16 protein-coding genes and 1 pseudogene are annotated in these 20,502 nt (G+C 68.2%); 9 read left to right on the top strand and 8 right to left on the bottom strand.

Translation table 11 applies throughout. The annotated features are described in order from the left end of the window. Positions 1–32 precede the first annotated feature (32 nt). From VBO01S_RS15625 to VBO01S_RS15635, 3 genes are read left to right on the top strand one after another with little or no spacing between them, the layout of a single operon-like run. Entirely contained in the window at positions 33–545 is a 513-nt protein-coding gene (locus VBO01S_RS15625) for a cupredoxin domain-containing protein (RefSeq protein WP_062475979.1), read from the top strand. A 21-nt stretch (positions 546–566) separates the two neighbouring features. After that, positions 567–1,016, top strand: coding sequence for a DUF411 domain-containing protein (locus VBO01S_RS15630; protein WP_062475982.1), 450 nt, complete (start codon positions 567–569; stop codon positions 1,014–1,016). Positions 1,017–1,064: 48 nt separating this feature from the next. Then, positions 1,065–1,355, top strand: coding sequence for a copper-binding protein (locus tag VBO01S_RS15635; RefSeq protein WP_062475985.1), 291 nt, complete (start codon positions 1,065–1,067; stop codon positions 1,353–1,355). A gap of 3 nt (positions 1,356–1,358) precedes the next feature. Here the strand turns inward: VBO01S_RS15635 and VBO01S_RS15640 are convergent, their stop codons facing one another. After that, a complete protein-coding gene (locus tag VBO01S_RS15640) occupies positions 1,359–2,660 on the bottom strand; it encodes an NAD(P)/FAD-dependent oxidoreductase (RefSeq protein WP_062475989.1) in 1,302 nt (433 codons plus the stop codon). Between the two features lie 40 nt (positions 2,661–2,700). Between VBO01S_RS15640 and VBO01S_RS15645 the strand changes: the two genes are divergently transcribed. From VBO01S_RS15645 to pabB, 3 genes and pseudogenes are all read left to right on the top strand, one after another. Further along, entirely contained in the window at positions 2,701–3,729 is a 1,029-nt protein-coding gene (locus tag VBO01S_RS15645) for a P1 family peptidase (RefSeq protein ID WP_062475992.1), read from the top strand. Between the two features lie 27 nt (positions 3,730–3,756). Beyond that, positions 3,757–5,136, top strand: a complete 1,380-nt coding sequence (locus VBO01S_RS15650; RefSeq protein ID WP_062475995.1) for a TAXI family TRAP transporter solute-binding subunit — start codon at positions 3,757–3,759, stop codon at positions 5,134–5,136. A gap of 21 nt (positions 5,137–5,157) precedes the next feature. Continuing rightward, a pseudogene (gene pabB, locus VBO01S_RS15655) lies at positions 5,158–6,917 on the top strand (aminodeoxychorismate synthase component I). Positions 6,918–6,992: 75 nt separating this feature from the next. Here the strand turns inward: pabB and ettA are convergent. Beyond that, complete coding sequence (gene ettA, locus VBO01S_RS15660; RefSeq protein ID WP_062475998.1) at positions 6,993–8,654, bottom strand: energy-dependent translational throttle protein EttA; 1,662 nt, start codon at positions 8,652–8,654, stop codon at positions 6,993–6,995. A 294-nt stretch (positions 8,655–8,948) separates the two neighbouring features. On the opposite strand from ettA, the gene VBO01S_RS15665 reads away from it, so the two are divergent. Then, positions 8,949–10,751 carry a DEAD/DEAH box helicase gene (locus VBO01S_RS15665; protein WP_062476001.1) on the top strand — a complete coding sequence of 601 codons (1,803 nt, stop codon included), beginning with the start codon at positions 8,949–8,951 and terminating at the stop codon, positions 10,749–10,751. Positions 10,752–10,947: 196 nt separating this feature from the next. Here the strand turns inward: VBO01S_RS15665 and VBO01S_RS15670 are convergent, their stop codons facing one another. After that, positions 10,948–12,336 carry a hypothetical protein gene (locus VBO01S_RS15670; RefSeq protein WP_062476004.1) on the bottom strand — a complete coding sequence of 463 codons (1,389 nt, stop codon included), beginning with the start codon at positions 12,334–12,336 and terminating at the stop codon, positions 10,948–10,950. Between the two features lie 130 nt (positions 12,337–12,466). Between VBO01S_RS15670 and VBO01S_RS15675 the strand changes: the two genes are divergently transcribed. Continuing rightward, positions 12,467–13,516 carry an endonuclease/exonuclease/phosphatase family protein gene (locus VBO01S_RS15675; RefSeq protein ID WP_062476007.1) on the top strand — a complete coding sequence of 350 codons (1,050 nt, stop codon included), beginning with the start codon at positions 12,467–12,469 and terminating at the stop codon, positions 13,514–13,516. A 9-nt stretch (positions 13,517–13,525) separates the two neighbouring features. Here the strand turns inward: VBO01S_RS15675 and VBO01S_RS15680 are convergent, their stop codons facing one another. The 5 genes from VBO01S_RS15680 to VBO01S_RS15700 form a co-directional block, all read right to left on the bottom strand. Then, positions 13,526–14,725: a mandelate racemase/muconate lactonizing enzyme family protein gene (locus VBO01S_RS15680; protein WP_062476010.1), complete on the bottom strand. Its 1,200-nt coding sequence runs from the start codon at positions 14,723–14,725 to the stop codon at positions 13,526–13,528. Positions 14,726–14,811: 86 nt separating this feature from the next. Further along, positions 14,812–15,822: a TRAP transporter substrate-binding protein gene (locus VBO01S_RS15685; RefSeq protein WP_062476013.1), complete on the bottom strand. Its 1,011-nt coding sequence runs from the start codon at positions 15,820–15,822 to the stop codon at positions 14,812–14,814. 61 nt (positions 15,823–15,883) lie between these two features. Next, the gene (locus VBO01S_RS15690; protein WP_062476015.1) at positions 15,884–17,185 is read right to left on the bottom strand and encodes a TRAP transporter large permease; all 1,302 of its coding nucleotides are present in this window, start codon (positions 17,183–17,185) and stop codon (positions 15,884–15,886) included. Next, complete coding sequence (locus VBO01S_RS15695) at positions 17,182–17,727, bottom strand: TRAP transporter small permease (protein WP_062476027.1); 546 nt, start codon at positions 17,725–17,727, stop codon at positions 17,182–17,184. Before VBO01S_RS15695 ends, VBO01S_RS15690 begins: the two co-directional genes overlap by 4 nt. A gap of 60 nt (positions 17,728–17,787) precedes the next feature. Further along, the gene (locus tag VBO01S_RS15700; RefSeq protein ID WP_062476018.1) at positions 17,788–18,537 is read right to left on the bottom strand and encodes a FadR/GntR family transcriptional regulator; all 750 of its coding nucleotides are present in this window, start codon (positions 18,535–18,537) and stop codon (positions 17,788–17,790) included. 214 nt (positions 18,538–18,751) lie between these two features. On the opposite strand from VBO01S_RS15700, the gene VBO01S_RS15705 reads away from it, so the two are divergent. Continuing rightward, the gene (locus VBO01S_RS15705; RefSeq protein ID WP_062476021.1) at positions 18,752–20,491 is read left to right on the top strand and encodes an IlvD/Edd family dehydratase; all 1,740 of its coding nucleotides are present in this window, start codon (positions 18,752–18,754) and stop codon (positions 20,489–20,491) included. Positions 20,492–20,502 lie beyond the last annotated feature (11 nt).

Consider the following 20,502-nt stretch of genomic DNA (forward strand, 5'->3'; position numbering starts at 1 on the left):
TCGCATCGATCCAACTTTTTGAAATTCCATTCATGAACACCCGTTTCTCCACCCTCGTCGCCGGCATCGCACTGGCGGCCGTCACCACGTTCGCCACAGCCCACGAAAGCCACGCACCCAAGGCCGGCACCGCCACGCTCGCGCCCGAGCAAAAAGCCTGGGGCATCGCCGGCAAGGCCAGCGCCGTGAAGCGCACCATCGACATCGCGATGGCCGACGACATGACCTTCACGCCCTCGGTCCTCGAAGTGCGCGAAGGCGACACCATCCGCCTGCGGCTGAAGAACCGCGGCAAGGACCTGCACGAGCTGGTGCTGGGCACCGCCGCCGTCATCGAGGACCACGCCGCCATGATGAAGAAGCACCCCGGCATGGAGCACGACGAGCCCTGGATGGCGCACGTGCAGCCGGGCAAGACCGGCGAACTGATCTGGACCTTCAACCGCGCCGGCGACTTCGACTTCGCCTGCCTCGTGAAGGACCACTACGAACTCGGCATGGCCGGCCGCGTGCGCGTGCTCGCCGCGGCCGCGCCCACACGATGACCCACTGAAAGGAACCCCACCATGCAACGACGAACCCTCCTGAAACTCGCCGCCGCCACCGCGTCCCTGCCGCTCGCCGCGCAGGCCGCCGCACCGATGGTCGAGATCTGGAAAGACCCGAACTGCGGCTGCTGCCAGGACTGGGTCAAGCACCTCAACAAGAACGGCTTTGCCACGCGCGTGCACGACGAGGGCAACGGCCCGGCGCGCGAGCGGCTCGGCATTCCGACGAAGCTGGGTTCGTGCCACACCGGCCGCGTCGGCGGCTACGCCATCGAAGGCCACGTGCCGGCGCGCGAAATGCATCGGCTGCTGAAGGAAAAGCCCAAGGCCGTCGGCCTGGCCGTGCCCGGCATGCCGATCGGCTCGCCCGGCATGGACGGCCCGGCCTACGGCGACCAGCGCGACGCCTACGACGTGCTGCTGGTGCTGGCCGACGGCAGCACGCGCGTCTTCCAGAGCTACCGCTGAGCCCCTCTTCACCCTTCATCCCATCCAAACCAGGAAGGAACCCCGACCATGAAAAAAGTCCTCACCGCCCTCTCCACCCTCGTGCTCGCCGCCGCGGCGTTCGCGCAGGCCGCACTGCCCCAGGTCGACGGCGAAGTCCGCAAGGTCGACACCGACGCCAAGAAGATCACCCTGCGCCACGGCGACATCCCGAACCTCGAGATGACCGGCATGACCATGGTGTTCCGCGTGAGCGACCCGGCGCTGCTCGCCAAGGTGAAGGCCGGCGACAAGGTGAAGTTCACCGTCGACAAGGTCGACGGCGCACTCACCGTGCTGTCGATCACGCCGGCAAACTGAACCTCAGGACCTGAAGCGCCCCGGATCGAAGGGCGCCAGCGGTATCTCCGGCGCAACGCCCGCCAGCAGCTGCGCCGCCAGCCGCCCGGTTCGCGCCGAGCCGCACAGGCCGACGTGGCCATGCCCGAAGGCCAGCACGATGTCGGCGCTGGCCGCCGACGGGCCGATGCACGGCAGGCCGTCGGGCAGGCTCGGGCGGTGTCCGAGCCAGTGCGCCACCGAAGGCGCACCGGGCGCGGGCGGTGCCAGCGACGGGAACATCGATTGCAGATGCGCGTGCAGGATCTTGGCGCGGCGCCAGTCGGGCGCCGCCTCGAGACCCGCGATCTCCACCTGGCCCGCCGCGCGCAGGCCGCCGTCCATCCAGTGCGCAATGAGTTTGCCGTCGGCCACCATGGTCGGCGTTCGCGGGCCGGCCGTGGCGCCTTCGAGCACCACGTGGTAGCCGCGCTCGGACTCCAGCGGCACCGCCGAGCCTGCCGCCGCGGCCAGCGGGCCCGAGCGCGCGCCGGCGCAGATGGCAGCACCATCGCAGGCGATCTCGCCGACCTCCGTGCGCACGGCGCGCAGCCGGCCGCCCTCGATGCGAAAGCCGGTGGCCCGCGCGGCGACGCGTTCGGCGCCCGCGTCGAGCGCATGTTGGGCGAGGGCCGCCACGTAGGCGCCCGGATTGCGGCAGTGGCCGGCTTCGGGCACGAAGATGCCGAGCGTGTAGCGCGTGGCCAGATCGGGCTCGCGACGGCGCAGCTCGTCCGCCGGCCATTCTTCCCACTGGACGCCGGCGCGCCGGCGCACGCGCCAGCCCAGCGCATCGCCGTCGAACTCGGCGCGCGAACGGTAGGCATGCAGCAGCCCGCGCCGTTCGATGAGCTGCGGCACGCCGGCCTCGGCGGCCAGTTGTGCATGCAGCGCGGGCGCATCGACCAGCAGCGTGCGCAATGCGTCGGCGGTGCGCTGCACGCGCGCCTCGGTCCAGCCCGAGGCCAGGTAGCGCAACAGCCATGGCAGCGCGCGCGGCAGGTGGCGCCAGCGCAACGCCAGCGGCCCGAGCGGGTCGGCCAGCCAGCCCGGCACCTTGCGCCAGGCCCCCGGCAGCGCGGGCGGCACCACGGAGTGCGATGACAGCCAGCCGGCATTGCCGTAGCTCGTGGCCTGCGGGCCACCCGGCTCGCCGGGCTCCACCACCGTCACGCGCAGGCCCGCGCGCAGGGCCTCGATGGCGGTGGCGCAGCCCACCGCGCCCGCGCCGATCACCACCACGTGGCGGCTGCCGCCCTCGGGGGAGAAACTTCTTGCAACTGTCATTGTGGGGATCGTAAAGGTCGCGGTCCCATAATCGGCCGCCATGTCCGCTGCGTCTTCTTCCCCCTCTTCTCGCGCCGGTGCCATCACCGACGTCGCCGGCATCGAAGTCGGCCATTTCTCCGACACCCGCCGCCCCACCGGCTGCACCGTGATCATTGCGCGCGACGGCGCCGTGGCCGGTGTCGATGTGCGCGGCGCCGCGCCCGGCACGCGTGAGACCGACCTGCTCTCGCCCGGCAACCTCGTGCAGGAAGTGCACGCCGTCATGCTCGCCGGCGGCAGCGCCTGGGGCCTGGCCGCCGCCGAGGGCGCGATGCGCTGGCTCGAAGAGCGCGGCGTCGGCATGGACGTGCGCTTCGGCACCCTGCCCATCGTGCCGGCCGCCGTGCTGTTCGACCTGCCGATGGGCGACGCGCGCATCCGCCCCGACGCGGCCGCGGGCTACGCCGCCTGCGAAGCCGCCTCGACCGACGCGCCCGCCGAAGGCAACGTGGGCGCGGGCACCGGCGCGCTGGTGGGCAAGCTCTTCGGCGTGCACCGCGCGATGAAGGGCGGCATCGGCACCGCCTCGGTCACCGTCGGCGGCGTCACGGTCGGCGCACTCATCGCGGTCAATTCGCTGGGCGACGTGATCGACCCCGACACCGCCCTGCCCGTGGCCGGCGCGCGCACCGAGGACGGCAGCGCCCTGCTCGACACGCGCCGCGCGCTGCTGCGCGGCGAGCTGCCCAAGCCGCTGCTGGCCGGCACCAACACCACCATCGGCGTGATCGCCACCGACGCGGTGCTGACCAAGGTGCAGGCCAACCGGCTCGCCATGGTGGCGCACGACGGCCTGGCGCGCGCCATCAACCCGGTGCACACCATGAGCGACGGCGACACGTTGTTCGCACTGGCCACCGGCCGCGTGCCGCTCGAAGGCGATGCGCCCGGCATGACCGTGCTGAGCACCATGGCCGCCGAAGCCACCGCGATCGCCACCGTGCGCGCGGTGCGCGCCGCACGCGCGATGACCGTGGGCGAGCTGCACATTCCCTGCGCCGCCGACCTGGCCGCACCGCGCGGCTGACCCGCGCACCGCACGACGAGGCACCCCATGGCGTTTCCCCGCACCCTGAAGCTGATCCTGCTGTCGATCCGCGACCTGATCGCCTCGGCTGGCCCGATCGTGTTCATCGTCATCGGCCTGCTGATCGCGGCCTACTGGTGGCTGCAGCCGCAGCCGCCCAAGCACGTGACGCTGGCCACCGGCCCCACGGGCAGCGCCTATGCGCAGTTCGGCAAGCGCTACGCGGACGCCCTGAAGCACAGCGGCATCACCGTCGAACTCAAGGCCACCTCGGGCTCGACCGAGAACCTGCAGCTGCTGCGCACCGGCGGCGCCGACGTGGCCTTCGTGCGCGGCGGCAGCGCCGACCCGGTGGCCGACGAAGAGGCCGGCCTGCGCTCGCTGGGCGCGCTGTTCTTCGAGCCCATCTGGCTCTTCTACCGCACCGACACCGCGCAGAAGATCGACCGCAAGACCGGCACGCTGACCTCGCTCACGCAGCTGCGCGGCCTGCGCGTGAACGTCGACCTGCCCGGCAGCGGGCTGCCCGAGATCATGGAGCGGCTGCTCAAGGCCAACCGGCTCGGGCCCGACGACCTGCTGCTGTCGAACCTCGAGCAGGCCGCCGCGGCCGAGGCGCTGCAGGCCGGGCTGCTCGACGCCATCGTGCTGTTCTCGGCCCCGCAGTCGCCGCAGGTGCAGCGGCTGCTGCGCGCCGGCGACATCCAGCTCATGGACTTCGGCCAGGCCGAGGCCTACACGCGGCGCTTTCCGTTCCTCTCGGCCGTGTCGCTGCCGCGCGGCGTGGTCGACCTGTCGAAGGACCTGCCGCTGCACGACGTGTCGCTGCTCGCCGCCACCACCTCGCTGCTGTCGCGCGACGAGACCCACCCGGCCCTGCGCCAGCTGTTCGCGCAGGCCGCGCAGACCGTGCACAGCGACGCCGGCTGGTTCAACCGCGCGCGCGACTTTCCCAACACCCGCACCAGCGAACTGCCCGTGAGCCCCGAGGGCGACCGCGCGATCAACGGCACGCCGCCCTTCTGGCAGCGCTACCTGCCGTTCTGGGCCAGCAACCTCGTCGAGCGCATGTGGCTGGTGCTGGGCGGCGTGCTGGTGCTGATGCTGCCGCTGAGCCGCGTGATCCCGCCGCTGTACCAGTTCCGCGTGCGCCGCCGCGTGTTCCGCTGGTACGCGCGGCTGCGCGACATCGAGGCCAAGGTGGACGGGCGCCAGAGCCAGGCCGAGCGCGACAAGCTGCTGGAAGAACTCGACGACCTCGACCGCGTGGTCAACAAGGTGGCCGTGCCGCTGTCGTACGCCGACGAGCTCTACGCGCTGCGCAACAACATCTACGCGGTGCGCAAGCGGGCACTCGCGGGATCGGCGGGGGCAGCCGCCGCTGCGCCGGTCCGCGCGGCCACCTGACAAAAAGGCCCGGGCGCGCGCTTGCTGTCCACGCTGATCGATTTCGCCGACCCGCGCACCGACGGGGCGACCCGGCTGCGTGCCGCCTTCGGCGCACCGGTGCGCGTGCTCGTCGCCCATGCGCCGCACGAGGTGCGCCCTGTGCTGGAGGCCGTCGAGGCGCTGGCCCGCGAAGGCCGCTGGTGCATCGGCCACCTGCGCTACGAGGCCGCTGCGGCGTTCGATCCGGCGTTCGAGGTGCATGCGCCCGACGGGCCACTGGCCTGGTTCGGCGTGCACGACGCAGCATTGCCGTGGCCCGACGCGCCGGCGCCCGCCGTGGCGCCCGTCGCGTGGTCGGCCGACCTGTCGCGCGAAGCCTTCGACCGCAACATGCAGGCGATCCACCACGCCATCGCAGACGGCGTGCTGTACCAGCTCAACTACACGGCGCCGCTGCGCGCGGCCTTCGACGGCGACGCGCAGGCCTGGTTCCACGCGCTGCGGCAGGCGCAGCCCAACGGCTACGGCGCCTTCATCGACACCGGCGACGAACAGGTGCTGTCGGTGTCGCCCGAGCTGTTCTTCGACCGCGACGGCGACCGCATCCTCGTGCGCCCCATGAAGGGCACCGCGCCGCGCGGCGCCACGCCCGCCGAGGACGCGGCCCACGCGCTGCGGCTGCGCACCGTGCCCAAGGAGCGCGCCGAGAACGTGATGATCGTGGACCTGATCCGCAACGACCTCTCGCGCGTGGCCCAGCCCTTCTCGGTGCGCGTGCCGCGCCTCTTCCACACCGAGGCGCTGCCCACCGTGTGGCAGATGACCTCCGACGTGGAGGCCCGGCTGCGCGAAGGCACGACGCTGGCCGACCTGTTCGCGGCGCTGTTCCCCTGCGGTTCCATCACCGGCGCGCCGAAGGTGAGCGCCATGCGCATGATCCGCGCGCTGGAGCCCGATGCGCGCGGCGTGTACTGCGGCGCCGTCGGCGTGGTGCGGCCCGGCGGGCACGCGACCTTCAACGTGCCGATCCGCACCGTCACGCTGCGCGGCAATGACGCGCGCTGCGGCATCGGCAGCGGCATCACGGCCGATGCGCAGGCGGATGCGGAGTGGGACGAGTGGCGGCACAAGCGCGCCTTTCTCGACGCGGCGGTATCTTCGCAACCATGACCTCCTTCGAGCTGCTCGAAACCCTGGCGCTGACTGATGGCGCATTGCGCGATGCGCCCGCGCACCTGGCCCGCATGCGCAACGCGGCTGCGCACTTCGGCTATCCGTGGCACGAAGCACACGTGACGGCCTGCCTGGACCAACTACGCACCGCGCATGCCGCAGGCACATGGCGCGTGCGCCTGCTGCTCGACGCACAAGGCCAACCGCGCGCCGAAGCCTTCGCCATGGACGCTGCGCCGCCGCGCGTGCGCCTGCAACTGGCCGCGCGCGCGTTCGACGAGGCCGACAGCGAGTTCTCGCGCTTCAAGACGACGCGCCGCGCGCACTACGAGGCGTTCACACCGACCACACCCGGCGTGTTCGACACGCTGCTGTGGAACCGCGACGGCGAGATCACCGAATGCACGCGCGGCAACATCGCGCTGCGGCTCGACGGCCGCTGGGTCACGCCGCCGCTGCACTGCGGGCTGCTCGACGGCATCGGGCGTGCCCGCCGGCTGCGCGAAGAACAACTGACCGAAGCGGTCGTGTGCGTGGACGACCTGCCTCGCGTCGAGGCCCTCGCCTTCATCAACAGCCTGCGCGGCTGGCTCGACGCCGACCTCGTCGACCACGACGCCCCCTGAACGACAAAGCGCGCGGCCCCTTGCGGAACCGCGCGCTCTGATGGTCGAAGCGGCCGAAGCCGCCCGCGTCCTGTCTTACTTGAGGGCCTTGTAGCGCATGCGTTTCGGCTTGGCGCCTTCTTCGCCGAGGCGCTTCTTCTTGTCGGCTTCGTACTCCTGGTAGTTGCCGTCGAAGAAGGTCCACTGGCTGTCGCCTTCGGCCGCGAGGATGTGCGTGGCGATGCGGTCGAGGAACCAGCGGTCGTGGCTGATGACCATCACGGTGCCGGCGAACTCGAGCAGCGCGTCTTCCAGGGCGCGCAGGGTTTCCACGTCCAGGTCGTTCGACGGTTCGTCCAGCAGCAGCACGTTGCCGCCCGCAATCAGCGTCTTGGCCAGGTGCAGGCGGCCGCGTTCACCGCCCGACAGCGTGCCGACCTTCTTCTGCTGGTCGGCGCCGTTGAAGTTGAAGCGGCCCGCGTACGCGCGGCTGGCCATCTGGAACTTGCCGACGTTGATGATGTCCAGGCCGTTGGAGATGTCTTCCCACACGGTCTTGTCGGACGCCAGCTCGTCGCGGTGCTGGTCGACGAAGGCCATCTTCACGGTCTGGCCGATGACGACCTCGCCCGTGTCCGGCTTTTCCTTGCCCGCGAGCAGCTTGAACAGCGTCGACTTGCCGGCGCCGTTCGGGCCGATGATGCCGACGATCGCGCCCGGCGGCACGGTGAAGCTCAGGTTGTCGATCAGCATGCGGTCGCCGAAGGACTTGCTGACGCCGTGGAACTCGAACACCTGCTGGCCCAGTCGCTCCGCCACAGGAATGAAGATTTCCTGCGTTTCGTTGCGCTTCTGGTATTCCATGTCGCTCAGCTCCTCGAAGCGGGCCAGGCGCGATTTGCTCTTGGCCTGGCGTGCCTTCGGGTTCTGGCGCGACCACTCGAGTTCCTTCTTCAGGGCCTTGGCGTGGGCTTCTTCGCTCTTCTGCTCCTGCGCCAGGCGTTCGCCCTTCTGCTCGAGCCAGGTGCTGTAGTTGCCCTTCCAGGGAATGCCGCGACCGCGGTCCATTTCCAGAATCCACTCGGCGGCGTTGTCCAGGAAGTAGCGATCGTGGGTGATGGCCACCACGGTGCCCGTGAAGCGCTGCAGGAACACTTCGAGCCACTCGACCGATTCGGCGTCCAGGTGGTTGGTCGGTTCGTCGAGCAGCAGCATGTCGGGCTTGGACAGCAGCAGGCGACACAGCGCCACGCGGCGCTTTTCACCGCCCGACAGCAGGCCGATCTTGGCGTCCCACGGCGGCAGGCGCAGCGCGTCGGCGGCAATTTCGAGCTGGTGCTCGGAATCGGTGCCGGCGGTGGCGATGATGGCTTCGAGCTGGGCCTGTTCGGCCGCCAGCGCGTCGAAGTCGGCGTCTTCGGCACCGTAGGCGATGTACACCTCTTCGAGGCGCGCCTTGGCCGCGAACACCGCGCCCATGGACTCCTCGACCGATTCGCGCACCGTGTGCTCGGCGTTGAGCTTGGGTTCCTGCTCCAGGTAGCCGATCGTCATCCCCGGCATGGGCAGGGCCTCGCCCTCGAATTCCTTGTCCACACCCGCCATGATCTTGAGCAGCGTGGACTTGCCCGAGCCGTTCAGGCCGAGCACGCCGATCTTGGCGCCGGGGAAGAAAGAGAGCGAAATGTCCTTCAAGAGCTGCCGCTTGGGCGGCACGGTCTTGCTGACGCGGTTCATCGAATAGACGTATTGAGCCATCTGTGAATGATTACCTTGGGTAGCTTGGGATTTGCGTAAAAGCACGGTCGTCCGGACAGTGATCCGGGCGCGGCGAACCCATGATTATCGACTCATGCGACAATAGTCCTCGTTGCCGGGTCCAGTTGCCCGCAAACCGGCTCTCTGCCGGGGACGAAGAAAACCCCAAATCACCGCGGGTCTTCCGGCTCCCACCCCTGACCTTCATCTGCCTTGACTGGCTCGGCGTCACCCCAAAACGACGCCTGGCGGGCCGATGCCACTGCGCCGTGTATGGCGCTTGTTGTTTCCACAATGAATTTTGACGAACTGAAGCTGGCTCCCGCCATCTTGAAGGCTGTGCACGAGCACGGCTACGACACCCCCACCCCCATCCAGGCGCAAGCCATTCCCGTGGTCCTCGACGGCCACGACCTGCTGGGCGGCGCCCAGACCGGCACCGGCAAGACCGCGGCCTTCACCCTGCCGATGCTGCACAAGCTCACCATGAGCCGCAGCGCCACCAACAAGTTCGGCGGCATCGGCATCCGTGCCCTCGTGCTGACCCCCACGCGCGAACTCGCGGCCCAGGTCGAAGAGTCGGTGCGCACCTACGGCAAGTACCTGCAGCTCGACTCCACCGTGATCTTCGGCGGCGTGGGCATGAACCCGCAGATCAGCAAGCTCAAGAAGGGCGTCGACATCCTCGTGGCCACCCCCGGCCGCCTGCTCGACCTGCAGCAGCAAGGCATGCTCGACCTGAGCCAGGTCCAGATGCTGATCCTGGACGAAGCCGACCGCATGCTGGACATGGGCTTCATCCACGACGTGAAGAAGATCCTGGCCCTGGTGCCCAAGGAAAAGCAGAGCCTGCTGTTCTCGGCCACCTTCAGCGACGAGATCCGCGACCTCGCCGGCTCGCTGCTCAAGAACCCGCAGAGCATCCAGGTCACGCCGCGCAACACCACGGTGCAGCGCATCACGCAGGTGATCCACCCCGTGGGCCGCGGCAAGAAGAAGGCGCTGCTCGCGCACATCATCAACGAGAACAAGTGGAGCCAGGTGCTCGTGTTCACGCGCACCAAGTTCGGCGCCAACAGCGTGGCCGAGTTCCTCACCAAGAACGGCATCGAGGCGATGGCGCTGCACGGCAACAAGAGCCAGAGCGCCCGCACGCAGGCGCTGGCCGGCTTCAAGAGCGGCGACATCCGCGCCCTGGTGGCCACCGACATCGCCGCGCGCGGCATCGACATCGACGAGCTGCCGCACGTCGTGAACTACGAAATCCCGAACGTCAGCGAAGACTACGTGCACCGCATCGGCCGCACCGGCCGCGCCGGTTCGAGCGGCGAGGCCGTGAGCTTCGTGTGCCTGGACGAAGAAGGCTTCATGCAGGAAATCGAACGCTTCACGAAGCAGACGATCCCGGTGCAGAAGGTCGAGGGCTTCGGTCCTGAAGAAGGCGAACGCGCCGAGCCGATCGCCATGGGTCGCCAGACGATCTGGGGCGGCGCCGGCCGTCCGCCGAGCCGCGAAGTCATGCAGGCAGCCGCCAAGGCCGCCCGCACCGAAATGATGTCGCGCATCCGTGAGAACAAGGCCGGCCAGGGTGGCGGCAACGGCGGTGGTGGCGGCGGCAATGGCGGCGGTCAACGCCGTGGTGGCGGCCAGGGTGGCGGCGGCCAAGGCCGCAATGCCAACGGTGGCGGCCAAGGCCAGGGCCAGGGCCCGCGCGGCCAGGGCGCAGCCCGTCCCGCACAGGGCCGCGGCCCGCAGCAAGGCCAGCCGCGCGCACCGCAGCAGCCGCATCACCACGCACCGCACGAAGAGCGCCAACCGCGCCATCACGGCAACAGCCACAGCCCGACGCAGGCCAACCAGGTCGCGCACCTGCGCGCTGAAGCCGTCGCAGGCGGCGGCGCCGGTCAGCCGGACCCGTTGCGCACGAGCGTGGACCACATGGGTGGTCGCGGTCGCGGCGGTCGTCCGGGCGGCGGTGGCGGCTACGGCGGCAACCGGTCGGGTGGCGGTGGCCGCTCGGGTGGCGGCGGTGGTGGCTACGGCGGCGGCGGTGGTGGCCGCTCCGGTGGCGGCGGCGGTCGTTCGTTCGGTCGCTGACAAGACACCGCGGGTGGCACGCCATCCGGAAACTGAAAAAGGGCACCTCGGTGCCCTTTTCTTTTGAGCTCCCGCGGGAGCAGCCGTCAGCGCGGCGGCGCCGCCTGCATCCGGGCCACGGGAACCAGCGCGCCTGCGCAGGCCACGGCCAGACCAAGGCCGTGCAGCAGCGTGCGCCGATGCGCCGCAGCTGCGTTCACTGTTCGACTGCAGTGATCTTCTTGATGCCTTCTGAAGGCGGCTTGGCTGCGGCCTCCCGAAGCTGCAGGGCGTAGCCGTAGTCGGTCAGATAGACGTAGGTGTCGGTCCGTTCGAGCGAATCGGGCTGCATGCGGCACTCCAGGCGCCTGGCGTCGCCACTCAGGACAGGATGAAGCTCGGCAGCCGCGCTCACGCCGACGACCTTGCAGACCGTCGTGTAGTCGTAGGTCACTCCGCCGATCATGCTGAACAAGCTCAGTTTCTTCGTCTCGTAGCGCAACTCCGAGCCCACGGCCATGCGTTGCCAGTCGCCCGTCAAAGTGAGATCGGTCATGGCCTGGCTGATCGTGTCGGAGCCAGGAAGAAAGTTGACGAAGCTGCTCAAGTCGACCAGGCCCAGGAATGAAGCGGTCTGCGACCGCGTGCCGTCCGCGGGGCCTGTGCCGGTCTTCGTCCGGGTTCGGAACACGGAAGCTGTCGCGTCCGGCGCAATCTGGAGCTCATTGCGGGTCGGCGTCGTCTTCCCGTCGCGGGTCCATGTGCCTTCGAGCACGACGCGCTTCAGGCGCTTGGGCGCCGGTGGAAGCCCCAGCTGGGAAACAGCCTTCATCACCGCCGGGCTCGGCGGCGTCAGGCCTGCGGGATCAGGCAGCGCCTTGGCGCGAGAAGTGAAGGCAGGCAACGCCTGCCCTGCCGAAGCACCGCTGCAGGCCGCCTTGAAGAGCGCCTTGTAGTCCGCATTCGTGTCGCCGCCGACCGTGTACGACTTCGCCCTGTCACCTTCAACCCGGCCGTCCGTGACGCGGCCGCGCTCGTCGATGTCGAATCCGCTCACCTGGGCATAGGATTGCGATGGGCACGCGAGCCTGAAGCGCTCGCGCTTCTGCCCAAAGGGTGCCCGGTAAGGCAGGTCGAAGTCCATGCGCGGATAGTCGAACGCGCCCCAGAAGAGCAAGGCGCCCTCGGAGGTCTCGACGCTTGCGATGTCGATGAGCGTGAATGTGCCGTCTGCGCGGCGTTGCACCTCGCGCCAATCGGGCGGGGTCGCGCGGCATGCGCGTTCGACCGCCGGCTGCGCTTTCAGGGCCGATGCCTGGCGCTCGTCCAGTTCCTTGCGCACGCCATACCGCCGGCCGGTCACCGGATAGCTGCGGCCGGTGCGCAGGTCGGAGTAGAGCAACCACGCCTGGGGCGCATTGCACGCGACAGTGAAGTTGCGCGTCTCGGGCCCATCTTCCAGGGCAAAGGACACATGGTCCTCGACGCGCAGCAGGCTGTGTTCGACAAGGCTGCCGCCGAAAGACATCGACGGATGGCTCCTGGACGCGCAGCCCGCAACGAGCAGCGCCGCCACGGCGCAGGAGGTGAGATGGATGAGCTTCATGCATTCCGCGCTGGGCGGCTCCCCGGTTTCGTTGTTGTTTCTTGCGGCCGGCCTCGCCATCGAATGACATGGACGACATGGCGGGCGCACCTCAGCTTGAAATCCTAACCCGGGACACAATCGCGTTTCCATGCCATACATCCCGCCCAACTACGCCACGCTCTTCGTCGCGACCTGCAACCTGCTCAACCTCGCGAACCCCAACCGCGTGTACTACGAGAACCAGGACGCCTACAACGAGCGCGAATACGAACGCAAGATCGACTGGATCGGCGAGCGCATCCACGCGCTCAATGCCGACGTGCTCGCGGTGCAGGAGGTGTGGGACGAGGCCGCGCTGAAGGCCGCCATCGGGCGCAGCGGGCTGCGCTACGACTTCGTCTCGGTGCCGGGCGCCGAGAACTCGCCGCCGCCCGCGAGCCCGCCGGGCACGCCCGGGCGGCCGGGCGCACAGGGCACGCCGCGCGTCGGCATCGTCACGCGGCTGCAGGTGGACAGCGTGCAGTCCTTCGTCGACTTTCCCGCGGGCTTCGGCGTCGAGGTGCCGGGCATCGGCCCGCACACGCGCTTCGAGCGCCCGCCCCTGCTGGCCACCGTGCGCATGAAGCACGGCCAGCAGGTGCATGTGCTGACGGTGCACCTGAAGTCCAAGCGCCCCAAGTTCCTGCAGGACGCGCAAGGCAACCAGCTCGAAGACCGCGACGACCGCAAGATCGGCGCCATGGCCTCGCTGCGCTCGCTGCTGATGCGCGGCGCCGAGGCCGCGGCCCTGCGCTGCATCGTGATCGACCTGCTGCAGGGCACCAACGTGCCGCTGGTGGTGATGGGCGACTTCAACGACAACCCGCACAGCGTGACCACGCAGCTGGTGGCCGCCACCTCCGAAGTGGCCTACGACAAGGCCGCGCGCGACGTGGCGCTGTTCAACGCCTACGAGATGCAGGGCGAGTCGGCGCTGAAGAAGGACGTGGCCTATTCGCACATCCACCAGGGCTTTCCGGATGTGCTCGACCAGATCCTGGTGAGCGAAGAGTTCGTTGCCAGCAGCCGCCACAGCCTGGGCGACGTGCGCCGCGTCGACTACTTCAACGACCACCTGCACGAAGGCCGCGACCGCTCGCGCTCGGACCACGGCTTCGTGCGCGCCCTGCTGCGGCTGCGCACCGACGACAACCGCTGACGAACGCCCCTACGCCGCCTTCGACACCCGCACGATCGCGTCGGCGCGCTTGTGCAGGTCGGGCAGCAGCTCCAGGCCCAGGCCGGGCTTGTCGTTGAGGCTGATCATCCCGTTCTCGACCTTCGGCAGCTCGGTGACGAGCTCCTTGTACCAGCCGGTGAAGAAGGCGCGCACGCTCTCCTGGATGAGCGCATTGGGCGCATGCAGGCTCAGGTGCGTGGACGCGGCCCAGACCACCGGCCCGGTGCAGTCGTGCGGCGCCACGGGCAGTTGCCAGGCGTCGGCCATGGCGGCGATCTTGCGCGCCTCGGTGAGGCCGCCGCACCAGCTCAGGTCGAGCATCGCGACCCCGGCGACGCCGGTCTGCAGGTAGTCCTTGAAGCCCCACTTGTAGCTCAGCGTTTCGCTTGCGCAGACGAGCGCCTGGCAGTCCTTCGCGTACTGCTTGAGCAGGTCCAGGCTGTCCATGCGGATGGCGTCCTCGTGCCAGAAGGTGTCGAACTCCTGCAGCGCGCGCGCGATCTTCTGCGCCATCGGCAGCCGCCACAGGCTGTGGAACTCGACCATGATGTCCATCTTGCCGCCCACCGCCTGGCGGATCTTGCGGAAGGGCTCGAGCGCGGTGTCGAGGTCGGCGTTGCTGATGTACTGCCCGTGGCTCTTCTCCGCCGCCGGGTCGAAGGGCCAGATCTTCATGGCCGTGATGCCTTCGGACAGCAGCGACTCGGCCAGCTCGTCGGCGTGGTGCAGGAAGCCCTGCAGGTCTTCGTAGGGCCCGTTGTTGTTGGCCAGGCCCCAGTTCGAGCTGGTCTGGTTCGTGGCGCTGCGGATGTACTGGTAGCCCGCGCAGGTGTTGTAGATGCGAATGGCATCGCGGCTCTTGCCGCCCAGCGCCGTGTGCACCGGCATGTTGGCGGCCTTGCCGAACAGGTCCCACAGCGCGATGTCGACGGCCGAGTTGCCGCGCGTTTCCACGCCCGACCCGCGCCAGCCGAGGTAGCCCGTGATGTCGCGGTTGCGCGCCTCGATCTGCAGCGGGTCGGTGCCCAGCAGTTTCAGCGCCGCCCACTCGTGCAGGTAGGCCTCGACCGCTTCGGCGCCCATGAAGGTTTCGCCGAGGCCGACCAGGCCCTCGTCGGTGTGCAGGCGCACCCACAGGATGTTGGGAAACTCGCCGAGGCGGATGGTTTCGAGCTGCGTGATTTTCATGACAAGGATTCCGCAAAAAGAAAAAGCCGCAGCGGCAGGTGCCGCGCGGCTCTTGCACACATTCAGCGCATGGCCGAAAGCCTCGGTCAGCCCCCGCGCGCCTTCTTCAGCGCGTCGGTGACCACGCCCACGGCTTCCGTGCCGATGTTGGGCACGTTCTTGTCGTACACGGGCTTGACCTTCTCCAGCATGCGCTTCTGTTCGGCCGCCGAGACTTCGTTCACCGTCATGGTCTTGCGCAGGCTGGCGAGCGACTTCTCGTTGAGCGCCCGGTTGGCTTCGCGCTGGACCTTCTGGCCTTCCTTCGCGGCCTCGCGCAGCACCGCCTGCTCCTGCGGGTTGAGCTGGTCCCAGAGCTTCTTGCTGTAGAGGATGAGGAAGGGCGTGTAGGCGTGGCGCGTCACGCTCAGGTACTTCTGGACCTCGCTGAACTTGGAGGTCTCGATGGTCACGAAGGGGTTCTCCTGGCCGTCGATGGTGCGGGTTTCGAGTGCGGTGAACACCTCGCCGAAGGCCATGGGCACGGCGTTGGCGCCCAGGGTCTTGAACGAATCGAGGAAGATGTTGTTCTGCATCACGCGCAGCTTCACGCCTTCGAAGTCCTCGGCCTTGGCCACGGGCTTCTTGCTGTTGGTGAGGTTGCGAAAACCGTTCTCCCAGTAGGCCAGGTTCACGAGACCGGCGGCTTCGAGCTTCTTGTTGAAGTACTCGCCCGCGGGGCCGTCGAGCACCGCATCGGCCTCCTTCTCGTTGGCGAACAGGAACGGCAGGTCGAAGGCGCCGAGTTCCTTCACGATGCCCACCAGCGGCGAACTCGAGGTGCACACCATTTCCTGCGTGCCGGCGCGCAGCGCCTGTGTGGCCGGCAGGTCGCCGCCCGCGGCGCCGCCCCAGAAGGCCGTGATCTTCATCTTGCCGCCGGTCTTGGCAGCGAGCACTTCCTGCATCTTCTTCACGCCCACGCCCACGGGGTGGTCTTCGTTCACGCCGTTGGTGAACTTGATCGTGCGTTCGGCAAATTGCGCGAGGGCGCCGGTCGACGCCAGCAGGCCGCCGGCCACGAGGGCGGCGGTCATCAGGGTTCTGCGAAACAACATGCTTGTCTCCTTCGATTCGAGGGGTTGGTTGAACGAACTGACTGACAGGAAAAAAGAAGAACTAGCGCCCCATCCACCACTGGAGCGGAACGGTCACGAGCTGCGGGAAGAACACCAGCGTGAACAGCACCACCAGGTGAGCGATGAAGAAAGGCATCACGCCCTTGAAGGCATCGTCCATCGAGATGCGCGCCACGCCGCTCACCACGTTGAGCACCGTGCCCACGGGCGGCGTGATCAGGCCGATGGCGTTGTTCATGATGAACAGCACGCCGAAGTACACCGGGTCGATGCCGGCCTTGAGCACCACGGGCATCAGCACCGGCGTGAGGATCAGCACGGTGGGCGTGAAGTCGAGCGCGGTGCCCACGATGACGATCAGCACCATCATCACGAACATCAGCAGCGTCTTGTTGTCCAGGAAGGGCTCCAGCAGCGCCACCACCTCGGTTGGGATGTTGGCCACCGTGATGAGCCAGGCGCTCACCATCGCGGCGGCCACGAGGAACATCACGACCGCCGTGGTCTTGCCGGCCGCGAGCGTGAGACGGTACAGGTCTTTGACCTTGAGTTCGCCATAGATGAAGAGGCCCACCACGAGCGAATAGACGGCCGCGACCACGGCGGCTTCGGTCGGCGTGAAGACGCCGAACTTCATGCCGCCGATGATGATGATCGGCAGCGCCAGCGCCAGGCTGCCCTGCGCCGTGACCTTCAGCCGCTCGCCCCAGGGCACGCGCGGCGAGGACTTCACGTTGTCCTTCCGGGCCACGATCCACCAGGCCACGCCCACTGCGAGCCCCATCAGGATGCCGGGCACGATGCCCGCGAGGAACAGCTTGGTGATCGACACGTTGCCCGCCACGCCGAACACGATGAGCCCGATCGACGGCGGGATCACCGGCGCGATGATGCCGCCCGCGGCAATGAGGCCGGCCGAGCGGTTCATCTGGTAGCCGGCGGCCTTCATCATGGGGATGAGGAGCGCGGCCAGCGCGGCCGTGTCGGCCACGGCCGAACCCGACAGCGAGGCCATGATGATCGCGGCCAGCACCGCCACATAGCCCATGCCGCCGCGGTAGTGGCCGACCCAGGCCATCGCCAGGTTCACGATGCGCCGGCTGAGCCCGCCCGCATTCATGAACTCGCCGGCGAGCAGGAAGAACGGCACCGCGAGCAGCGGGAAGTTGTCGGCACCGTCGACAAAGCGCTGCGCGATGATCTGGCTGTCGAAGGCCGGCAGGCCGCCGGTGTAGGCCAGCCAGCCCATCAGCGAGACACCGCACACCAGCAGCGAATACGAGATCGGAATGCCCAGTGCCATCGCGCCGAGCAGGGAGACGATGAAGATCGTGACGGTCATTGCGCCACCTTCCCGTGTGCGGCGGCGTCGAGCACCTGTTCTTCGGATTCCATGATCTGGATCAACTCCTGGTCGGGCACCCGGCCCCTGAACAATCGCCAGAGCTTGTCGATGTTGAAGAGGGCCATCACCACCGACACCACGTAGCCGATGCCGTAGACCCAGATCATCGAGATGCCCACCACGGGCGAGATGTTGGTCACCTGCAGCTCGTGCATCTCGTAGGTGCCCATGAAGAAGAGCACGTTGCAGAACAGCATGAGCGACTGGCTCAGGAAGAAGCAGACCTTCTTGCCCATGAGCGGCAAGTGCTTGATGAGCGTGTCGACACCCAGGTGCGCGCCGTCGCGCATGGCCACCATGGCGCCGATGTAGGTGAGCCAGATGAAGCAGTAGCGCGACATCTCGTCCGACACCGAAATGCCCGAATTGAAACCGTAGCGCAGCACCACGTTGCCGAACACCATGACGACCATCGCCACCATGCACACGACGACGAGGAACTCCAGCAGGCGAAAAAATCCGTCGATTGCCCTTTGCATCAGCATCTGCGTCTCCTGACTTTCCAGTGTTGTTATGGGATGTCTGCGCGGCCGCCGCGTCTAGAGCGGGAAGGCCTTCAGCTGCGTGGCCGGGCGGCTGATGCGCGGAATCTTCTTGCGCGAGGCCAGCACCGTCTCGATGTCGTGGCGCGCGCCGTCGATGAGCACCAGCACGGCTTTCTCGGCGGCGGCCGGATCGCGTGCGATGACGGCGTCGAGCACCGCGCGGTGCAGCGGCAGCGAACTCGCGGGCCCGTTCTTGCGGGTGGTCGATATCTCGAAGCTGGTGCGCAGCAGCGCGCCCAGCGCACGGCTCATCTGCACCAGCATGCGGTTGTGGCTGGAGCGGATGAGGCCCTGGTGAAAGCGCAGGTCGGGCGTGATGTAGTCGCCGCCGAATTCGATGGCGCGCTTCATGCCCGCGTAGGCGTCTTCCATGTCGGCGATGTCTTCGGCGGTGGCGCGCTGGGCGGCCAGCGCCACCGCGGCGGGCTCCACCACGCGGCGCAGGTCCTGCAGGTCGCGCAGGAACTCGGCCGACAGGCCCGCCTGCGTCTGCCACACGATGACGTCGGCGTCGAACCAGTTCCACTGGTCGGGCGGCTGCACGCGCGTGCCCACCTTCGGGCCGCTGGTCACCAGGCCCTTGGCGATCAGCGACTTGATCGATTCGCGCACCACGGTCCGGCTCACGCCGAGCTCTTCGCACAAGAGCGGCTCCGGCGGAATCGACGCGCCGGGCGCATAGCGGCCCGCGACGATGTCGCTGCCGATGCGGTCGACCGTGTTGCCGTGAACGTTCTTGATCATGCCTGCCTGTGGGTGTGTGGTTCTGGTGGTGTCCGGTGCCTGTTTGCCTGCCCGTATCGGGGCCGGATTCAGGCGGATCTGCCTGTGCCGGCCACTCGAAAACCCTGAATGCGCGACAGCTCATCACGCTTATCATATGATGATTGAAACGGTCGTCCCGCAGGAAAAACCCTGAGGATTTCCGCAAAGCATCAACGACGAAGAGACACATCCCATGAGCAACGCCCCGAAGAAAAAGCCCGCCAGCGAACTGCGCAGCCAGCAGTGGTTCGGACGCCATGACCGCGACGGTTTCATCTACCGCAGTTGGATGAAGGGCAAGGGCGTGCCGCACGACCAGTTCGACGGTCGCCCGGTGATCGGCATCTGCAACACCTTCAGCGAACTCACGCCCTGCAACTCGCACTTCCGCACGCTCGCCGAGCAGGTGAAGATCGGCGTGTACGAAGCGGGCGGCTTCCCGCTCGAGTTCCCGGTGATGTCGCTGGGCGAGACCCTCCTGCGCCCCACCGCCATGCTGTATCGCAACCTCGCGAGCATGGACGTCGAAGAAAGCATTCGCGGCAACCCGCTCGACGGCGTGGTGCTGCTCATGGGCTGCGACAAGACCACGCCCGCGTTGATGATGGGCGCGGCCAGCGTCGACCTGCCGACCATCGGCGTGTCGGGCGGCCCGATGCTCTCGGGCAAATGGCGAGGCCAGGAGCTGGGCTCGGGCACCGGCGTGTGGCAGATGAGCGAGCAGGTGCGCGCCGGCACGCTCAAGCTGCAGGACTTCTTCGAGGCCGAGAGCTGCATGCACCGCAGCCACGGCCACTGCATGACGATGGGCACGGCCAGCACCATGGCCAGCATGGTCGAGTCGCTGGGTATCGGCCTGCCGGGCAACGCGGCCTACCCTGCCGTCGACGGCCGGCGCAACGTGCTCGCACGGCAGGCGGGCCGGCGCATCGTCGACATGGTGCATGAAGACCTGAACATGTCGAAGATCCTCACGCGGCAGGCGATCGAGAACGCGATCAAGGTCAACGCGGCCATCGGCGGCTCGACCAATTTCGTGATCCACCTGCTGGCCATCGCGGGGCGCATGGGCGTCGAGCTCACGCTCGACGACTTCGACCGCCTCGCCGCCGACCTGCCCTGCCTGGTGAACCTCCAGCCGTCGGGCCAGTTCCTGATGGAAGACTTCTGCTACGCGGGCGGCCTGCCGGTGGTCATCAAGGAAATCGCCGACCACCTGCACAAGGACATCCTGACCGTCACCGGCCAAAGCGTGTGGGAGAACGTGAAGGACGCCGAGAACTACAACCCGCAGGTCATCCGCACCCAGGCCGAGCCCTTCAAGGACAAGGCCGGCATCTGTGTGCTGCGCGGCAACCTCGCGCCCAACGGCGCCATCATCAAGCCCAGCGCGGCCACGCCCGAGCTGCTGGTGCACAAGGGCCGCGCGGTGGTGTTCGAGAGCGCCGACGACCTGCACAAGCGCATCGACGACGAGAACCTGGACATCGACGAGCACTGCATCATGGTGCTCAAGAACTGCGGCCCCAAGGGCTACCCCGGCATGGCCGAGGCCGGCAACATGCCGCTGCCGCCGAAGGTGCTGCGCAAGGGCATCACGGACATGGTCCGCATCAGCGACGCGCGCATGAGCGGCACGGCCTACGGCACCGTCGTTCTGCATACCGCGCCCGAAGCGGCTGCGGGCGGCCCGCTGGCACTGGTGCAGGACGGCGACATCGTCGAGCTCGACGTGCCGAACCGCAAGCTGCACCTGCACGTGAGCGACGAGGAGCTGGCGAAGCGCCGCGCGAAGTGGGTGGCACCCAAAGCGCCGCTGGACTCGGGGTACTGGAAGCTGTACGTCGACACGGTGCTGCAGGCCGACCAGGGGGCGGACCTGGCCTTTCTGCGTGGTCGCCGTGGGGCCTTTGTGCCGCGAGACAATCACTGATTTGGAGAGAT

The organism is Variovorax boronicumulans NBRC 103145 (assembly GCF_001591345.1).
Lineage (GTDB): Bacteria > Pseudomonadota > Gammaproteobacteria > Burkholderiales > Burkholderiaceae_C > Variovorax > Variovorax boronicumulans.